The 14,313-nt window shown below is 65.2% G+C and carries 26 protein-coding genes; 25 read left to right on the top strand and 1 reads right to left on the bottom strand.

What is annotated here, in order from left to right; genetic code table 11:
* Positions 1 to 3 precede the first annotated feature (3 nt).
* The 25 genes from rpsS to rplQ all read left to right on the top strand — a co-directional run bounded on the left by rpsS (position 4) and on the right by rplQ (position 13,622).
* Positions 4 to 285: a 30S ribosomal protein S19 gene (rpsS, locus tag ACLF6J_RS13865; RefSeq protein ID WP_017829205.1), complete on the top strand. Its 282-nt coding sequence runs from the start codon at positions 4 to 6 to the stop codon at positions 283 to 285.
* The gene (gene rplV / locus ACLF6J_RS13860; protein WP_021201121.1) at positions 285 to 683 is read left to right on the top strand and encodes a 50S ribosomal protein L22; all 399 of its coding nucleotides are present in this window, start codon (positions 285 to 287) and stop codon (positions 681 to 683) included. The genes rpsS and rplV overlap by 1 nt, the downstream gene beginning before the upstream one ends.
* Positions 683 to 1,438 carry a 30S ribosomal protein S3 gene (rpsC, locus tag ACLF6J_RS13855; protein ID WP_017201587.1) on the top strand — a complete coding sequence of 252 codons (756 nt, stop codon included), beginning with the start codon at positions 683 to 685 and terminating at the stop codon, positions 1,436 to 1,438. The genes rplV and rpsC overlap by 1 nt, the downstream gene beginning before the upstream one ends.
* Complete coding sequence (rplP, locus tag ACLF6J_RS13850; protein ID WP_047524107.1) at positions 1,438 to 1,857, top strand: 50S ribosomal protein L16; 420 nt, start codon at positions 1,438 to 1,440, stop codon at positions 1,855 to 1,857. The genes rpsC and rplP overlap by 1 nt, the downstream gene beginning before the upstream one ends.
* On the top strand, positions 1,857 to 2,174 hold the full coding sequence (gene rpmC, locus ACLF6J_RS13845; protein ID WP_017829202.1) for a 50S ribosomal protein L29: 318 nt from the start codon (positions 1,857 to 1,859) through the stop codon (positions 2,172 to 2,174). The genes rplP and rpmC overlap by 1 nt, the downstream gene beginning before the upstream one ends.
* Positions 2,174 to 2,506, top strand: a complete 333-nt coding sequence (gene rpsQ / locus ACLF6J_RS13840) for a 30S ribosomal protein S17 (RefSeq protein WP_047524106.1) — start codon at positions 2,174 to 2,176, stop codon at positions 2,504 to 2,506. The genes rpmC and rpsQ overlap by 1 nt, the downstream gene beginning before the upstream one ends.
* Complete coding sequence (gene rplN / locus ACLF6J_RS13835) at positions 2,503 to 2,871, top strand: 50S ribosomal protein L14 (RefSeq protein ID WP_017201583.1); 369 nt, start codon at positions 2,503 to 2,505, stop codon at positions 2,869 to 2,871. Before rpsQ ends, rplN begins: the two co-directional genes overlap by 4 nt.
* Before the next feature lie 2 nt (positions 2,872 to 2,873).
* Positions 2,874 to 3,233 (top strand): 50S ribosomal protein L24, encoded by a 360-nt coding sequence (rplX, locus tag ACLF6J_RS13830; RefSeq protein ID WP_047524105.1) that lies wholly within the window; start codon positions 2,874 to 2,876, stop codon positions 3,231 to 3,233.
* Positions 3,233 to 3,823, top strand: coding sequence for a 50S ribosomal protein L5 (gene rplE / locus ACLF6J_RS13825; RefSeq protein WP_047524104.1), 591 nt, complete (start codon positions 3,233 to 3,235; stop codon positions 3,821 to 3,823). The genes rplX and rplE overlap by 1 nt, the downstream gene beginning before the upstream one ends.
* A 132-nt stretch (positions 3,824 to 3,955) precedes the next feature.
* Positions 3,956 to 4,354 (top strand): 30S ribosomal protein S8, encoded by a 399-nt coding sequence (gene rpsH, locus ACLF6J_RS13820; RefSeq protein ID WP_047524103.1) that lies wholly within the window; start codon positions 3,956 to 3,958, stop codon positions 4,352 to 4,354.
* 6 nt (positions 4,355 to 4,360) lie between these two features.
* The gene (rplF, locus tag ACLF6J_RS13815) at positions 4,361 to 4,897 is read left to right on the top strand and encodes a 50S ribosomal protein L6 (protein WP_047524102.1); all 537 of its coding nucleotides are present in this window, start codon (positions 4,361 to 4,363) and stop codon (positions 4,895 to 4,897) included.
* 2 nt (positions 4,898 to 4,899) lie between these two features.
* Positions 4,900 to 5,259, top strand: a complete 360-nt coding sequence (gene rplR / locus ACLF6J_RS13810; RefSeq protein WP_017201578.1) for a 50S ribosomal protein L18 — start codon at positions 4,900 to 4,902, stop codon at positions 5,257 to 5,259.
* A gap of 20 nt (positions 5,260 to 5,279) precedes the next feature.
* The gene (gene rpsE, locus ACLF6J_RS13805) at positions 5,280 to 5,957 is read left to right on the top strand and encodes a 30S ribosomal protein S5 (protein ID WP_269406194.1); all 678 of its coding nucleotides are present in this window, start codon (positions 5,280 to 5,282) and stop codon (positions 5,955 to 5,957) included.
* Entirely contained in the window at positions 5,957 to 6,142 is a 186-nt protein-coding gene (rpmD, locus tag ACLF6J_RS13800; protein WP_017201575.1) for a 50S ribosomal protein L30, read from the top strand. The genes rpsE and rpmD overlap by 1 nt, the downstream gene beginning before the upstream one ends.
* Positions 6,142 to 6,777 (top strand): 50S ribosomal protein L15, encoded by a 636-nt coding sequence (gene rplO / locus ACLF6J_RS13795; protein ID WP_052193795.1) that lies wholly within the window; start codon positions 6,142 to 6,144, stop codon positions 6,775 to 6,777. The genes rpmD and rplO overlap by 1 nt, the downstream gene beginning before the upstream one ends.
* Before the next feature lie 183 nt (positions 6,778 to 6,960).
* Entirely contained in the window at positions 6,961 to 8,283 is a 1,323-nt protein-coding gene (gene secY / locus ACLF6J_RS13790) for a preprotein translocase subunit SecY (RefSeq protein WP_047524101.1), read from the top strand.
* Positions 8,280 to 8,885, top strand: coding sequence for an adenylate kinase (locus ACLF6J_RS13785; RefSeq protein WP_047524100.1), 606 nt, complete (start codon positions 8,280 to 8,282; stop codon positions 8,883 to 8,885). Before secY ends, ACLF6J_RS13785 begins: the two co-directional genes overlap by 4 nt.
* A gap of 1 nt (position 8,886) precedes the next feature.
* The gene (map, locus tag ACLF6J_RS13780) at positions 8,887 to 9,738 is read left to right on the top strand and encodes a type I methionyl aminopeptidase (protein ID WP_134352097.1); all 852 of its coding nucleotides are present in this window, start codon (positions 8,887 to 8,889) and stop codon (positions 9,736 to 9,738) included.
* Positions 9,738 to 10,403 (top strand): DsbA family protein, encoded by a 666-nt coding sequence (locus ACLF6J_RS13775; RefSeq protein WP_131492366.1) that lies wholly within the window; start codon positions 9,738 to 9,740, stop codon positions 10,401 to 10,403. Before map ends, ACLF6J_RS13775 begins: the two co-directional genes overlap by 1 nt.
* Before the next feature lie 164 nt (positions 10,404 to 10,567).
* Positions 10,568 to 10,789: a translation initiation factor IF-1 gene (infA, locus tag ACLF6J_RS13770; protein WP_017201569.1), complete on the top strand. Its 222-nt coding sequence runs from the start codon at positions 10,568 to 10,570 to the stop codon at positions 10,787 to 10,789.
* Positions 10,790 to 10,853: 64 nt separating this feature from the next.
* Complete coding sequence (gene rpmJ / locus ACLF6J_RS13765; protein WP_005050492.1) at positions 10,854 to 10,970, top strand: 50S ribosomal protein L36; 117 nt, start codon at positions 10,854 to 10,856, stop codon at positions 10,968 to 10,970.
* Positions 10,971 to 11,118: 148 nt separating this feature from the next.
* The gene (gene rpsM / locus ACLF6J_RS13760) at positions 11,119 to 11,493 is read left to right on the top strand and encodes a 30S ribosomal protein S13 (protein WP_047524098.1); all 375 of its coding nucleotides are present in this window, start codon (positions 11,119 to 11,121) and stop codon (positions 11,491 to 11,493) included.
* Positions 11,494 to 11,524: 31 nt separating this feature from the next.
* A complete protein-coding gene (gene rpsK / locus ACLF6J_RS13755) occupies positions 11,525 to 11,923 on the top strand; it encodes a 30S ribosomal protein S11 (protein WP_017829189.1) in 399 nt (132 codons plus the stop codon).
* 133 nt (positions 11,924 to 12,056) lie between these two features.
* On the top strand, positions 12,057 to 13,046 hold the full coding sequence (locus tag ACLF6J_RS13750) for a DNA-directed RNA polymerase subunit alpha (protein ID WP_134352096.1): 990 nt from the start codon (positions 12,057 to 12,059) through the stop codon (positions 13,044 to 13,046).
* A gap of 33 nt (positions 13,047 to 13,079) precedes the next feature.
* A complete protein-coding gene (rplQ, locus tag ACLF6J_RS13745; protein ID WP_134352095.1) occupies positions 13,080 to 13,622 on the top strand; it encodes a 50S ribosomal protein L17 in 543 nt (180 codons plus the stop codon).
* 85 nt (positions 13,623 to 13,707) lie between these two features.
* On the opposite strand, the gene ACLF6J_RS13740 is transcribed toward rplQ, so the two are convergent.
* On the bottom strand, positions 13,708 to 14,253 hold the full coding sequence (locus ACLF6J_RS13740; protein WP_036302868.1) for a helix-turn-helix domain-containing protein: 546 nt from the start codon (positions 14,251 to 14,253) through the stop codon (positions 13,708 to 13,710).
* Positions 14,254 to 14,313 lie beyond the last annotated feature (60 nt).

The raw sequence follows: 14,313 nt of genomic DNA, 5'->3' as shown, positions 1-14,313 counted from the left end.
AAGATGCCTCGCAGTCTTAAGAAGGGCCCCTTCGTCGACGATCACCTGCTTCGCAAGGTGGTCGTGCAGAACGAAGCCGGCACCAAGAACGTCATCAAGACCTGGTCCCGTCGGTCCATGATCATCCCGGCCATGCTGGGTCACACGATCGCGGTCCACGACGGACGCAAGCACATCCCTGTGTTCGTGTCCGAGACCATGGTCGGTCATAAGCTGGGCGAGTTCGCGCCCACCCGCACCTTCCGCGGTCACGAGAAGGACGACAAGAAGGGGCGGCGCCGCTAATGGTCGAATCGATCGCACGCGTGCGACACATCCGCGTGACCCCTCAGAAGGCTCGCCGTGTCGTCGCGCTCATCAAGGGCAAGCAGGCTCAGGAGGCTCTCGCCATCCTGAAGTTCGCGCAGCAGAGCGCCAGCGAGCCGATCTACAAGCTTGTCGCGTCGGCCATGGCCAACGCGCAGGTGAAGGCGGATCGCGACGGCGAATTCCTCGACGAGCAGGACCTGTACGTGGCGAACGCGTACGTCGACGAGGGCACGACGCTCAAGCGTTTCCAGCCCCGTGCACAGGGTCGCGCTTTCCAGATCAAGAAGCGCACGAGCCACATCACGGTCGTGCTCTCGACGCCTGAGGCAGCTCCGGCCGCCACGGGCGACAGCAACAAGAAGGCGAGCAAGTAATGGGACAGAAGGTAAACCCGTACGGCTTCCGTCTCGGCATCACGACGGACCACGTCTCGCGTTGGTTCTCTGACTCGACGAAGCCGGGGCAGCGTTACGCCGACTACGTCGCCGAGGACATCAAGATCCGCAACCTGCTCAAGACGCAGCTCGACCGCGCCGGTGTCTCGAACATCGAGATCGAGCGCACCCGTGACCGCGTCCGCGTCGACATCCACACCGCCCGTCCGGGCATCGTGATCGGTCGTCGTGGAGCCGAGGCCGAGCGCATCCGCGGCGACCTCGAGAAGCTCTCGGGCAAGCAGATCCAGCTGAACATCCTCGAGGTCAAGAACCCCGAGGCCGACGCTCAGCTCGTCGCGCAGGGCATCGCCGAGCAGCTCTCTGCTCGTGTGGCGTTCCGTCGTGCGATGCGCAAGGGTCTGCAGGGCGCTCAGCGCGCCGGCGCCAAGGGCATCCGTATTCAGGTCTCCGGCCGCCTCGGCGGCGCCGAGATGAGCCGTTCGGAGTTCTACCGCGAAGGTCGTGTGCCGCTGCACACGCTGCGCGCGAACATCGACTACGGCTTCTACGAGGCGAAGACCACCTTCGGCCGCATCGGCGTGAAGGTCTGGATCTACAAGGGCGACCTGACCGCGAAGGAGCTCGCTCGCGAGCAGGCCAACGCACCCAAGGCTCGTCGTGACGACCGTGGTGGCGACCGCCGCCGTGCCCCGCGCAACGAGGCACCTGTCGCAGAAGGAGCGTCGGCATAATGCTCATCCCCCGTAAGGTCAAGTTCCGCAAGCAGCACCACCCCGGGCGCTCGGGTCAGGCCACCGGCGGCACGAAGGTCTCCTTCGGCGAGTACGGTATCCAGGCGCTTTCGCCCGCTTACGTGACGAACCGTCAGATCGAGTCCGCTCGTATCGCGATGACCCGTCACATCAAGCGTGGTGGAAAGGTGTGGATCAACATCTACCCCGACCGTCCGCTCACGAAGAAGCCTGCCGAGACCCGCATGGGTTCCGGTAAGGGTTCCCCCGAGTGGTGGGTCGCCAACGTCAAGCCGGGCCGTGTCCTCTTCGAGGTCGCGGGTGTCGACGAGCAGCTCGCTCGCGAAGCTCTGACCCGAGCAATTCACAAGCTGCCGCTCAAGGCACGCATCATCAAGCGCGAGGAGGGCGACGCGTAATGGCGATCGGCACCAAGGAGCTCGCCCCGGCAGAGCTCGACACATTCGAAGACCAGCGCCTCGTCGAGGAGCTGCGCAAGGCCAAGGAGGAGCTGTTCAACCTCCGTTTCCAGTCGGCCACCGGCCAGCTGGAGAGCCACGGCCGCATCCGCGCCGTCAAGCGCGACATCGCGCGTCTCTACACCGTGATCCGCGAACGCGAGCTGGGCATCCGTGCGACGCCCGCTCCGGTCGAGGCTCCGGCCAAGAAGGCGACCAAGTCGAAGGCGAAGAAGGCGGACTCCGCCGACGACGCCGTGAAGGAAGAGGCTGAGTGATGGCCACCAAGAAGGAAGCGACTGCGGAGACGCAGGCCGCAGGACACGAGTCGTCCGAGCACGACGTCCGCGACACCGCTGCACGCGGCTACCGCAAGGCGCGTCGCGGCTACGTCGTCAGCGACAAGATGGACAAGACCATCGTGGTCGAGGTCGAGGACCGCGTGAAGCACCCGCTTTACGGCAAGGTCATCCGCCGCACCTCGAAGGTCAAGGCGCACGATGAGGCGAACACCGCCGGCATCGGCGACCTGGTCCTGATCAACGAGACCCGCCCGCTCAGCGCCACGAAGCGCTGGCGCCTGGTGGAGATTCTGGAGAAGGCCAAGTGATCCAGCAGGAATCCCGACTCAAGGTCGCCGACAACACCGGCGCCAAGGAGCTGCTCACGATCCGCGTTCTCGGTGGCTCGAAGCGCCGCTACGCGGGCCTCGGCGACACCATCGTCGCGACCGTCAAGGACGCGATCCCCGGTGGCAACGTCAAGAAGGGCGACGTCGTCAAGGCGGTCATCGTCCGCACCAAGAAGGAGGTCCGTCGTCCGGACGGCTCCTACATCAAGTTCGACGAGAACGCCGCCGTGATCCTGAAGAACGACGGGGAGCCCCGCGGCACCCGTATCTTCGGACCGGTCGGTCGTGAGCTTCGTGACAAGAAGTTCATGAAGATCGTCTCGCTGGCGCCGGAGGTCATCTAATCATGGCGAAGATCAAGAAGGGTGACCTGGTTCAGGTCATCACGGGTGCCACGCAGGAGCGTGGCGGCGACCGCGGTAAGCAGGGCAAGGTCCTCGACGTCCTTTCCGACAAGAACCGCGTCATCGTCGAAGGCGTGAACTACGTCACCAAGCACACCCGCGTCGGACAGACGCAGCGTGGCACCAAGACCGGAGGCCTCGAGACCGTCGAAGCCTCCATCCACATCTCGAACGTCGCACTCGTCGACCCCTCGACCAAGAAGCCGACCAAGGTCGGCCACCGGGTCGAGGAGCAGACGAAGGACGGCGTGAAGCGCACCGTCCGCGTGCGCTACGCGAAGAAGAGCGGTAAGGACCTCTGATGAGCACCGACACTGCCGCGCCGGCTGGCAAGATCCAGCCGCGCCTGAAGCAGAAGTACAACACCGAGATCAAGAAGGCGATGCAGGAAGAGTTCGGTTACTCGAACGTCATGCAGATCCCCGGACTGGTCAAGGTCGTCGTGAACACCGGTGTCGGCGAGGCAGCTCGCGACAGCAAGGTGATCGATGGCGCGGTCGACGACCTCACCAAGATCACCGGCCAGAAGCCGATCGTCACGAAGGCCCGCAAGTCCATCGCGCAGTTCAAGCTGCGTGAGGGTCAGGCCATCGGCGCGCACGTCACCCTCCGTGGTGACCGCGCGTGGGAGTTCGTGGACCGCCTCGTCTCGCTCGCTCTGCCCCGTATCCGCGACTTCCGCGGTCTCTCGGCCAAGCAGTTCGACGGCAACGGCAACTACACCTTCGGTCTTCAGGAGCAGAGCGTGTTCCACGAGATCGATCAGGACAAGATCGACCGGGTTCGCGGTTTCGACATCACCGTCGTCACCACCGCGAAGACGGATGACGAGGGTCGGGCACTGCTCCGCCACCTCGGCTTCCCGTTCCGCTCGGAAGACGCACAGGCGTAACACCCTTGACGGGCTCAGTGGTCTCGTGTCACTGAGCCCGTCGATGTGCACGTACAATTGAAAATTGCGTGTCATCGCAGGCCGTCTGTCGTGTAACGGCAGCCGGAACCTCATGAACAAAGGAAAACAACAATGACAATGACAGACCCGGTCGCAGATCTGCTGACCCGTCTGCGCAACGCGAACTCGGCGCACCACGATTCCGTGACCCTGCCGTCGAGCAAGCTCAAGACGCACATCGCTGAGATCCTCCAGCAGGAGGGCTACATCGCCGGTTGGGAGACCTCTGACGCTCGCGTCGGGAAGAACCTCACGCTGACGCTGAAGTACGGTCCCAACCGTGAGCGCTCCATCGCCGGCATCAAGCGCGTCTCGAAGCCCGGTCTCCGCGTCTACGCGAAGTCGACCGAGCTGCCCACGGTCCTCGGCGGCCTCGGCGTGGCCATCCTGTCCACTTCCTCCGGTCTTCTCACCGACCGTCAGGCTGAGCAGAAGGGCGTGGGCGGAGAAGTTCTCGCCTACGTGTGGTAATTCGAAATGTCGCGTATTGGACGACTTCCCATCGACGTTCCTGCGGGCGTGACCGTTTCGGTCGACGGCCGTGAGGTCGCGGTGAAGGGCCCCAAGGGTGAGCTCACCCTCACGGTGGCCAGCCCCATCGAGGTCGCGGTCGAGGAGAACCAGGTTCTGGTCTCCCGTCCCGACGACGAGCGCGAGTCGCGGTCGCTTCACGGCCTGACCCGCACGCTCATCAACAACAACATCATCGGCGTGACCCAGGGATACACCAAGGGTCTCGAGGTCGTCGGCACCGGTTACCGCGTGCAGCAGAAGGGGAGCTCGGTCGAGTTCGCCCTCGGCTTCTCGCACCCGGTCCTGGTCGACCCGCCCGCCGGCATCACGCTCACGGTCGAGGGCACCACCAAGCTCACCGTCAGCGGGATCGACAAGCAGGCTGTCGGTGAGGCAGCTGCGAACATCCGCAAGATCCGCAAGCCTGAGCCGTACAAGGGCAAGGGTGTGCGCTACGCCGGCGAGAACGTGCGTCGCAAGGCCGGAAAGAGTGGTAAGTAACCATGGCTCTCAAGTCAAAGTCTGACGCCCGCGCGCGTCGTCACGCCCGCCTTCGCAAGAAGGTCGTCGGCACCGAGGCGCGTCCGCGTCTCGTCGTCAACCGTTCGGCCCGCCACGTCTTCGTGCAGCTGGTCGACGACAGCAAGGGTCACACCGTCGCGTCGGCTTCGACGCTCGAGACCGACCTGCGCTCGCTCGAGGGTGACAAGACCGCCAAGGCCCGCAAGGTCGGCGAGCTCCTCGCCGAGCGCGCGAAGGCCGCAGGCGTTTCCGAGGCAGTGTTCGACCGTGGCGGCAACCGCTACGCCGGTCGTGTCGCCGCCATCGCCGACGGCGCCCGTGAGGGGGGTCTGGCACTGTGAGTGACAACAAGGAGAACGAAGTGACCGAAGCGGCTGCTGCCACTTCCGAGACGGCTGCAGGCACCACGCAGGCAGAGCCGACTCGCGATCAGCGCGACGGCCGCCGTGGTGGCCGTGGTGACCGCAACCAGGGTGGCCGCGACCGCAACTCGCGCGACCGTGGTGACAACCAGTTCCTGGAGCGCGTCGTCACCATCAACCGTGTCTCGAAGGTCGTGAAGGGTGGTCGTCGCTTCAGCTTCACCGCTCTCGTGGTCGTCGGTGACGGCAACGGTCTGGTCGGCGTCGGCTACGGCAAGGCCCGTGAGGTCCCCCTGGCCATCTCGAAGGGTGTCGAAGAGGCCAAGCGCAACTTCTTCCGCGTTCCGCGCGTCGGCAGCACCATCCCGCACCCCGTGCAGGGTGAGGCCGCCGCTGGTGTGGTCCTGCTCCGCCCGGCCGCTGCCGGTACCGGTGTCATCGCCGGTGGTCCGGTCCGCGCCGTGCTCGAGTGCGCCGGTATCCACGACGTGCTGTCGAAGTCGCTCGGCTCGTCGAACACGATCAACATCGTGCACGCGACGGTCACCGCCCTGAAGCAGCTCGAGGAGCCTCGTGCGGTCGCCGCACGTCGTGGCCTCGAGTTCGACCAGGTCGCCCCTGCGCGTCTCGTCCGCGCCGAGGCCGAGGCCATCGCCGCACAGAAGGTAGGTGCCTGATGGCCGCGCGACTGAAGGTCACGCAGATCAAGTCCAAGGTGAGCGAGAAGCAGAACCAGCGCGACACGCTGCGCAGCCTCGGTCTCAAGCGGATCGGTGACACCACCGTCCGCCCCGACGACGCGCAGACGCGCGGTTACGTCAAGACCGTCGCCCACCTCGTCAAGGTTGAGGAGATCGACTAATGGCTGAGAAGAACGAGGCCGTCGAGGCTGAGAAGGCCCCGAAGAAGGCTGCAGCTCCCAAGGCTGCCGCCGAGAAGAAGCCTGCTGCGAAGAAGGCTCCGGCCAAGAGCGCAGCAGCCGACGCCAAGGCTGAGGCTCCCGCCAAGAAGCCGGCTGCCAAGAAGGCTGCGCCCGCGAAGGACGCTCCGGCGTCCCGCCCCGGCGTGCTGAAGGTGCACCACCTGCGTCCCGTCCCCGGATCCAACACCGCCAAGACTCGCGTCGGCCGTGGTGAGGGCTCCAAGGGAAAGACCGCTGGTCGTGGTACCAAGGGCACCAAGGCGCGCAACACCGTTCGCGTCGGCTTCGAGGGTGGGCAGATGCCGCTGCACATGCGCACCCCGAAGCTGCGCGGGTTCAAGAACCCGTTCCGCGTGGAGTACCAGGTCGTGAACCTGGAGAAGCTCGCGGAGCTGTACCCCAAGGGTGGCGACGTCACCGTGGGCGACCTGGTCGCCAAGGGTGCCGTTCGCAAGAACGAGAAGGTCAAGGTTCTCGGTAACGGCGACATCGCCGTGAAGCTCACCGTTTCGGTCGACAAGGTCTCGGGTTCCGCCGAGCAGAAGATCGTCGCGGCGGGCGGATCCGTCAAGTAACCGCAGTGCAAGAGGGGCCGGAGATTCTCCGGCCCCTCTTGTGGTTTCACACTCCGAGACCTCGCTCTGGGGCCGCATCCGGCGGGCCTGGTATCGGTGGCGAATTCCGGGAAGCCCGGTTTGCGTTACCCTGGTCTTTCAGCCGTCCTTCGGGAATCGGCAACCTTTTCAGGAGGAACGTCCTTGTTTAGCGCCATCGCGCGGATCTTCCGCACCCCCGACCTGCGTCGGAAGATCGGTTTCACCCTCGCCATCATCGCGATCTACCGGCTCGGCTCCAACGTCCCGGCACCGTTCGTGAACTTCCCGAACGTCGAAGAGTGTCTCGCCGCCAACGCGGGCACCGATGGTCTGCTCGGACTGGTCAACCTCTTCTCCGGTGGCGCGCTGCTGCAGCTGTCGATCTTCGCGCTCGGTGTCATGCCGTACATCACCGCGACGATCATCACGCAGCTCCTGCGCGTGGTCATCCCGCACTTCGAGGCGCTGCACAAGGAAGGCCAGGCCGGTCAGGCCCGCCTGACCCAGTACACGCGCTACCTCACGATCGCTCTCGCGCTGCTCCAGTCGACGACTCTCGTCACGGTCGCGCGCAGCGGTCAGCTCTTCGGGACGACAGATCTCGCCGCCTGCCAGCAGCTCCTGACCAACGACGTGTGGTGGGCGCAGCTGCTCATCATCATGGCGATGACGGCCGGTACCGGTCTGATCATGTGGTTCGCCGAGCTCGTCACCGAGCGCGGCATCGGCAACGGCATGTCCCTGCTCATCTTCACCTCGATCGCCGCGACGTTCCCCGGCGCCATGGGGCTCATCTGGCAGACCAAGGGCTTCGAGGTCTTCCTCCTGGTGCTGCTCGTCGGAATCGTCGTGATGGGGCTCGTCGTCTTCGTCGAGCAATCCCAGCGAAGGATCCCCGTCCAGTACGCCAAGCGCATGGTCGGTCGCCGCACCTACGGCGGGACGAACACCTACATCCCGATCAAGGTCAACATGGCGGGTGTGATCCCCGTGATCTTCGCGTCGTCGCTGCTGTACATCCCTGCGCTCATCGCTCAGTTCAACACCCCACAGGACGGCTCGACGCCGCCCGCCTGGGTCTCGTGGATCAGCGCGAACTTCACGACGGGCAACAGCCCGGTCTACATGGCCGCGTACTTCCTGCTGATCATCGGCTTCACCTACTTCTACGTGGCGATCACGTTCAACCCGGTCGAGGTCGCGGACAACATGAAGAAGTACGGCGGCTTCATCCCGGGCATCCGTGCAGGGCGTCCCACGGCCGAGTACCTCGACTACGTGCTCACTCGCATCACGCTTCCCGGCTCGCTGTACCTCGGTCTGATCGCGCTCATCCCGCTGATCGCGCTGGCCACGGTCGGCGCCAACCAGAACTTCCCGTTCGGTGGCGCGTCGATCCTGATCATCGTCGGTGTCGGTCTCGAGACGGTCAAGCAGATCGATGCGCAGCTCCAGCAGCGTCACTATGAAGGGCTTCTCCGATGACAGCATCCGCACGTCTTCTCATCGTCGGCCCGCAGGGCTCGGGAAAGGGCACGCAGGGCGTGCGCATCGCCGAGTCCTACGGCATCCCGGTCGTGTCGACCGGTGACATCTTCCGCGCGAACATCAAGGAGGGCACGCCCCTCGGCCAGCAGGTCACAGCGATCCTCGACAAGGGCGACCTCGTTCCGGACGAGCTGACGAGCGAGATCGTGCGCGACCGGCTTTCGCAGCCCGACGCCGCGCAGGGCTTCCTGCTCGACGGGTACCCGCGCAACACCGCGCAGGTCGCTCACCTGGAGTCGTTCCTCGCGGAGCGGGGGGAGGCCCTCGACGCCGTCATCCTCCTCGACGTGCCGCGCGAGGAGAGCCTGTCGCGTCTGTCCCTGCGCGCGACCGAGCAGGGACGTTCGGATGACACCCCGGAGGCCATCGGCCACCGCCTCGACATCTACGAGCGCGAGACCGCGCCGATCCTCGAGGTCTACGGCGCCAAGGGCATCGTCGACCGCATCGACGGTGTCGGCTCCCTCGACGAGATCACCGAGCGCATCGCGGATGCTCTGGCCGCGCGCGGTCTGCGTCTCGCGGCCTCCGCCTCCTGAGATGTTCCGCCGGTCGATCTACAAGACCCCGGCTCAACTGCGAGCCATGGTCGAGCCCGGGCTCATCACCGCCGCAGCACTCGACGCCGTCCGCCCGATGATCAAGGCCGGCGTCACCACGCTGGAGCTCGACACCGTCGCGAACCGAGCGATCCTGTCACGCGGTGCGGAGTCCAACTTCCAGCTCGTGCGCGGCTACCACCACACCACCTGCATCTCGGTGAATGAGCAGGTCGTCCACGGCATCCCGGGGGAGCGGGTGCTGCAGCCGGGGGATATCGTGTCCGTCGACTGCGGTGCGCAGTTCCAGGGATGGAACGGCGACAGTGCCATCACCGTCGTGGTGCCCGATCCGGAGCGGCCCGAACTGGTCGCACAGCGCGAGGAGCTCTCCCGCGTCACGGAGGGCTCGATGTGGGCCGGAATCGCCGCCATGGCATCCGCGTCGTCGATCGATGAGATCGGTGCGGCCATCCAGGGGTACATCGAGGCGCAGGGCTCTTCCGCGGTCTCCGGTGAGCCGTACGGCATCCTTCGCGAGTATGTCGGTCACGGCATCGGCCGCAAGATGCACGAGGCCCCCAGCGTCTTCAACTACCGCACACCCGATCGCGGGGAAGACGTCAAACCGGGACTCGTGCTCGCGATCGAGCCGATGGTCACCGCCGGCGGAGAAGCGACCTTCATCGAAGAGGATGACTGGACCGTCACGACCGTCGACGGAACCGATGGCTCCCATTGGGAACATAGCGTCGCCCTGCATGATGGAGGTATCTGGGTGCTGACCGCGCCCGATGGTGGAAGAGCCGGACTCGCCCCGTTCGGGGTCGAGCCTCGAGAGATCGGAAAGTAATGGCAGCGGCGAAGAGCAACACCAACTGGTTCGCGATCGGCGTCTCCATCGCCGTGGTCGTGGTGCTGGTGGCGATCGGTGGACTCGTGGTGTTCCTCAACAACCAGGCGACCTCGCCCGGCGCCGCACCCAGCGCGAACGACACTTTCGACCCGGAGACCGGGGCGATCTCCTTCGGGGACGGTGAAGACACCGTCGCGGTGTTCCTGGACTTCCAGTGCCCCATCTGCAAGAGCTTCGAGGATCAGTACGGAGAGCAGCTGGAGGCGGCTGCGGCAGACGGGCGCATCACGCTCGAGTACCACCCGATCGCGATCCTCGACCGTTTCTCGCAGGGCACGGACTTCTCGTCGCGCTCTGCCGGTGCGGCCTTCTGCGTCGCGGAGTCGAACCCTGACCTGTACCTCGATTTCGCGAAGACGCTGTTCGAGAACCAGCCGGCGGAGAACTCCTCCGGTCTCACGAACGACCAGATCGCCGGCTTCGCGACACAGGTCGGTGCGGACGACGCGGTCTCGTGCATCACCGACGAGACGTACCGCAAGTTCGGTGCGGCGCAGGCGAAGGCCCACGAGATCGCCGGAACGCCGACCATCGAGGTCAACGGCGAGCGTCTCGACCTCCAGGCCGGGGACATCTCCAAGATGGAGCAGCTGATCGGCTGACCGGTCGGCTTCGCGCCCCGGACGCCCGAGTTGCCGGATGGTAATCGAGCGTCTAACATAGATCTTTGGTGCTTTGTGCCTTGATTCGGCGTGTCCGTCGGTGCAGCACCACAACCCATTCACCCACCGCAGATCGACCGATCTGCAGAAGCGTCAGCGAGGCTATGGCTAAGAAAGACGGTGTCATCGAGATCGAGGGCGTGATCTCCGAGGCTCTGCCCAACGCGATGTTCCGCGTTGAGCTCAGCAACGGACACAAGGTCCTTGCAACGATCTCCGGCAAGATGCGGCAGAACTACATCCGTATCATCCCCGAGGACCGTGTGGTCGTGGAGCTCAGCCCCTACGACCTGACCCGCGGCCGTATCGTCTACCGCTACCGCTGATCGGTCGAGAAGTAACGGCCTGCCCCTGTCCGGGGCGGTACGAAGACAGCGAACAGGAAACATCATGAAGGTCAACCCCAGCGTCAAGCCCATCTGCGATCACTGCAAGGTGATCCGCCGTCACGGCCGCGTCATGGTGATCTGCAAGAGCAACCCGCGTCACAAGCAGCGCCAGGGCTGAGTCCCTCGCTGTGCGGCATCGCTCACGCACATCTCACAACTGAACACACACGACGGCAGGATCAGAACCCGCGGAAGCGGGGGACACCTCGGGCGGAGGCCCGGGCACCGATCCTGTCCCACACCTCCACAACACCCAGGAGAACCGCATGGCACGTCTTGCCGGCGTTGACATCCCGCGCGACAAGCGCGTGGTGATCGCCCTTACCTACATCTACGGCGTCGGCCGTACCCGCTCGGTCGAGATCCTCAAGGCGACGGAGATCGACGAGAGCATCCGCGTGAAGGACCTCAGCGACGACCAGCTGATCGCCCTCCGTGACTACATCGAAGGCAACTACAAGGTGGAGGGTGACCTGCGCCGCGAGGTCGCCGCAGACATCCGCCGCAAGGTCGAGATCGGCTCCTACGAGGGCATCCGCCACCGTCGTGGTCTCCCGGTCCGTGGTCAGCGCACCAAGACCAACGCCCGTACCCGCAAGGGCCCGAAGCGCACCGTCGCAGGCAAGAAGAAGGCCCGCTAAGCGCGGCCCCAGGGACTAGGAGAACATTTTCATGGCTGCACCCAAGGCCGCCGCGCGCAAGCCGCGCCGCAAGGAAAAGAAGAACATCGCGCTGGGCCAGGCCCACATCAAGTCGACGTTCAACAACACCATCGTTTCGATCACCGACCCGTCCGGCGCCGTCATCGCCTGGGCATCGTCGGGTGGCGTGGGCTTCAAGGGCTCCCGCAAGTCGACCCCGTACGCCGCCGGCATGGCAGCCGAGTCCGCAGCCCGTCAGGCCGCGGAGCACGGTGTCAAGAAGGTCGACGTCCTCGTGAAGGGTCCGGGCTCCGGCCGCGAGACGGCGATCCGCTCGCTGCAGGCCGCCGGCCTCGAGGTGGGTTCGATCCAGGACGTCACTCCGCAGGCGCACAACGGTTGCCGCCCGCCGAAGCGTCGCCGCGTCTGATACGCGCTTCGAGCCGCTCGGCCCTCCACGGTCCGAGCGGCTCGACGCCCGCGTACGGGCATCGACTTCCACAACTCAAGACCTCACCCCACCACATGTCATATAGCGGGCATGTGATCGAAAGGAACACAGAGTGCTTATTGCACAGCGTCCCACACTGACCGAGGAAAAGATCGTCGAGAACCGTAGCCGGTTCATCATCGAGCCTCTGGAGCCCGGCTTCGGTTACACGATCGGCAACGCGCTGCGCCGCAGCCTGCTGTCGTCGATCCCCGGTGCTGCTGTCACCAGCGTTCGCATCGACGGCGTGCTGCACGAGTTCAGCACCATCCCCGGCGTGAAGGAGGATGTCACCGAGATCATCCTCAACATCAAGCAGCTCGTCGTCTCCTCGGAGCGCGATGAGCCCATCACCGCGTACCTGCGCAAGACCGGAGCGGGCGAAGTCACCGCCGCCGACATCTCGGCTCCGGCCGGTGTCGAGGTGCACAACCCCGAGCTGGTCATCGCGACGCTCAACGAGACCGCGAAGTTCGAGCTCGAGCTCACGATCGAGCGTGGCCGTGGCTACGTCTCCGCGACGCAGAACCGCAACGAGTACGCCGAGGCCGGTCAGATCCCGATCGACTCGATCTACTCGCCGGTCCTCAAGGTCAGCTACCGCGTCGACGCGACCCGTGCCGGGGAGCGCACCGACTTCGACAAGCTCGTCCTGGACGTCGAGACCAAGTCGGCGATCAGCCCCCGCGACGCTGTCGCTTCGGCTGCCAAGACGCTCACCGAGCTGTTCGGTCTCGCCCGCGAGCTGAACGTCGAGGCCGAGGGCATCGAGATCGGCCCGGCGCCGGTGGAGGCTGTGAACTCCAGCGAGCTGTCGATGCCGATCGAGGACCTCGACCTGTCGGTCCGCTCGTACAACTGCCTGAAGCGTGAGGGCATCAACACCGTTTCTGAGCTCGTCGCCCTGTCGGAGACGCAGCTCATGAACATCCGTAATTTCGGCCAGAAGTCGGTCGACGAGGTGCGCGACAAGCTCATCTCGCTCGGTCTGTCGCTCAAGGATTCGGTGCCCGGTTTCGACGGCTCCCACTTCTACGGCGGCAGCGAAGACGAGTCCTTCTGATACCCGACCTTTCTGACCAGGAGTTAGACGATTATGCCCAAGCCCACTAAGGGTCCCCGCCTCGGAGGCGGCCCCGCACACGAGCGCCTCATGCTTGCCAACCTCGCGGCGGCGCTCTACACCCACAAGTCGATCAAGACGACCGAGACCAAGGCGAAGCGCCTTCGTCCCCTCGCTGAGCGTCTGATCACCTTCGCCAAGCGTGGCGACCTGCACGCGCGTCGTCGCGTGCTGTCGGTCATCGGTGACAAGGAAGTCGTGCACATCCTTTTCTCCGAGATCGCGCCGCTCGTCGCCGAGCGTGAGGGTGGCTACACCCGCATCACGAAGGTCGGCAACCGTAAGGGCGACAACGCTCCGATGGCCGTGATCGAGCTCGTCCTCGAGCCCGTCACCCCGAAGGCGAAGTCGACCAAGAAGGCCGCTGCGCCGAAGGCCGAAAAGGTCGAGGAGCCGGCTGAGGTCGTCGAGGAGGCTCCCGCGGAGGACGCCGCCGACGCCGGTGCCGAGTCGCAGGCCGAGGGCGAAGCCGCTGAGGCTGCCGCCGAGGACGCTGTCGAGAAGAAGTCCGAGTAAGCACTTCGCTCACGAAGAAGCCCGCCGCCCCACTCGGGGTGGCGGGCTTCTTCGTTTCCGGACCGTGGGCCGCGTCGGGGTCATATCACGGCGATGGCGGAGTGACCGAGACGACGATCGAGGTCATCGCGTCACTGGCGTTGATGTAGCGATGCGGCTGGCGGGAGTCGAAGGTGATCGACTCGCTTCCTACGATGATGTACGTCTGCCCCGCGATCTCGACGGTGAGTTCCCCGCTGATGACGAAGACGCACTCGGTCGACGGGTGGCCCCAGGGGTGTGCGGAGCTCGCGGCCCCCGGGGGGATGTCGGCGGTGAGGACTTCGAGGTCGCCGCGTCCCGGGGTCAGGCGCTCGTAGACGAAGCCCGCGTCGGATCCGCTGAGTCGATGCCGGGCGCCCGGCCGGCTGACGGAAACGTTGGGGGCATCCGGATCGCTGAACAGCGTGGCGATCGAGGCTTCGAACACCTGGGCGAGCTTGCGCAGCGAACCGAGACTCGGGTCGGCCGAGCCGCTCTCGATCTGGCTGAGCATGCTGACCGAGAGGCCGGACAGGTCGGAGAGCTGCCGCAGGGTGAGACCCTTCGCGGCCCTGAGGGATTTGAGGCGTTCGCCGAGCACGTGATTCATCGATCCTTTCGATCGAACGGATGACTGTTGCATCTTCGATTTCAATGTGATTGTATCTTT

Source organism: Microbacterium sp. IO18 (assembly GCF_049099505.1).
In the GTDB taxonomy this organism is placed as follows: Bacteria; Actinomycetota; Actinomycetes; order Actinomycetales; family Microbacteriaceae; genus Microbacterium; species Microbacterium aurugineum.
Note: the sequence above shows the minus strand (reverse complement) of the source record. Positions and strands in the feature narration are given on the sequence as shown.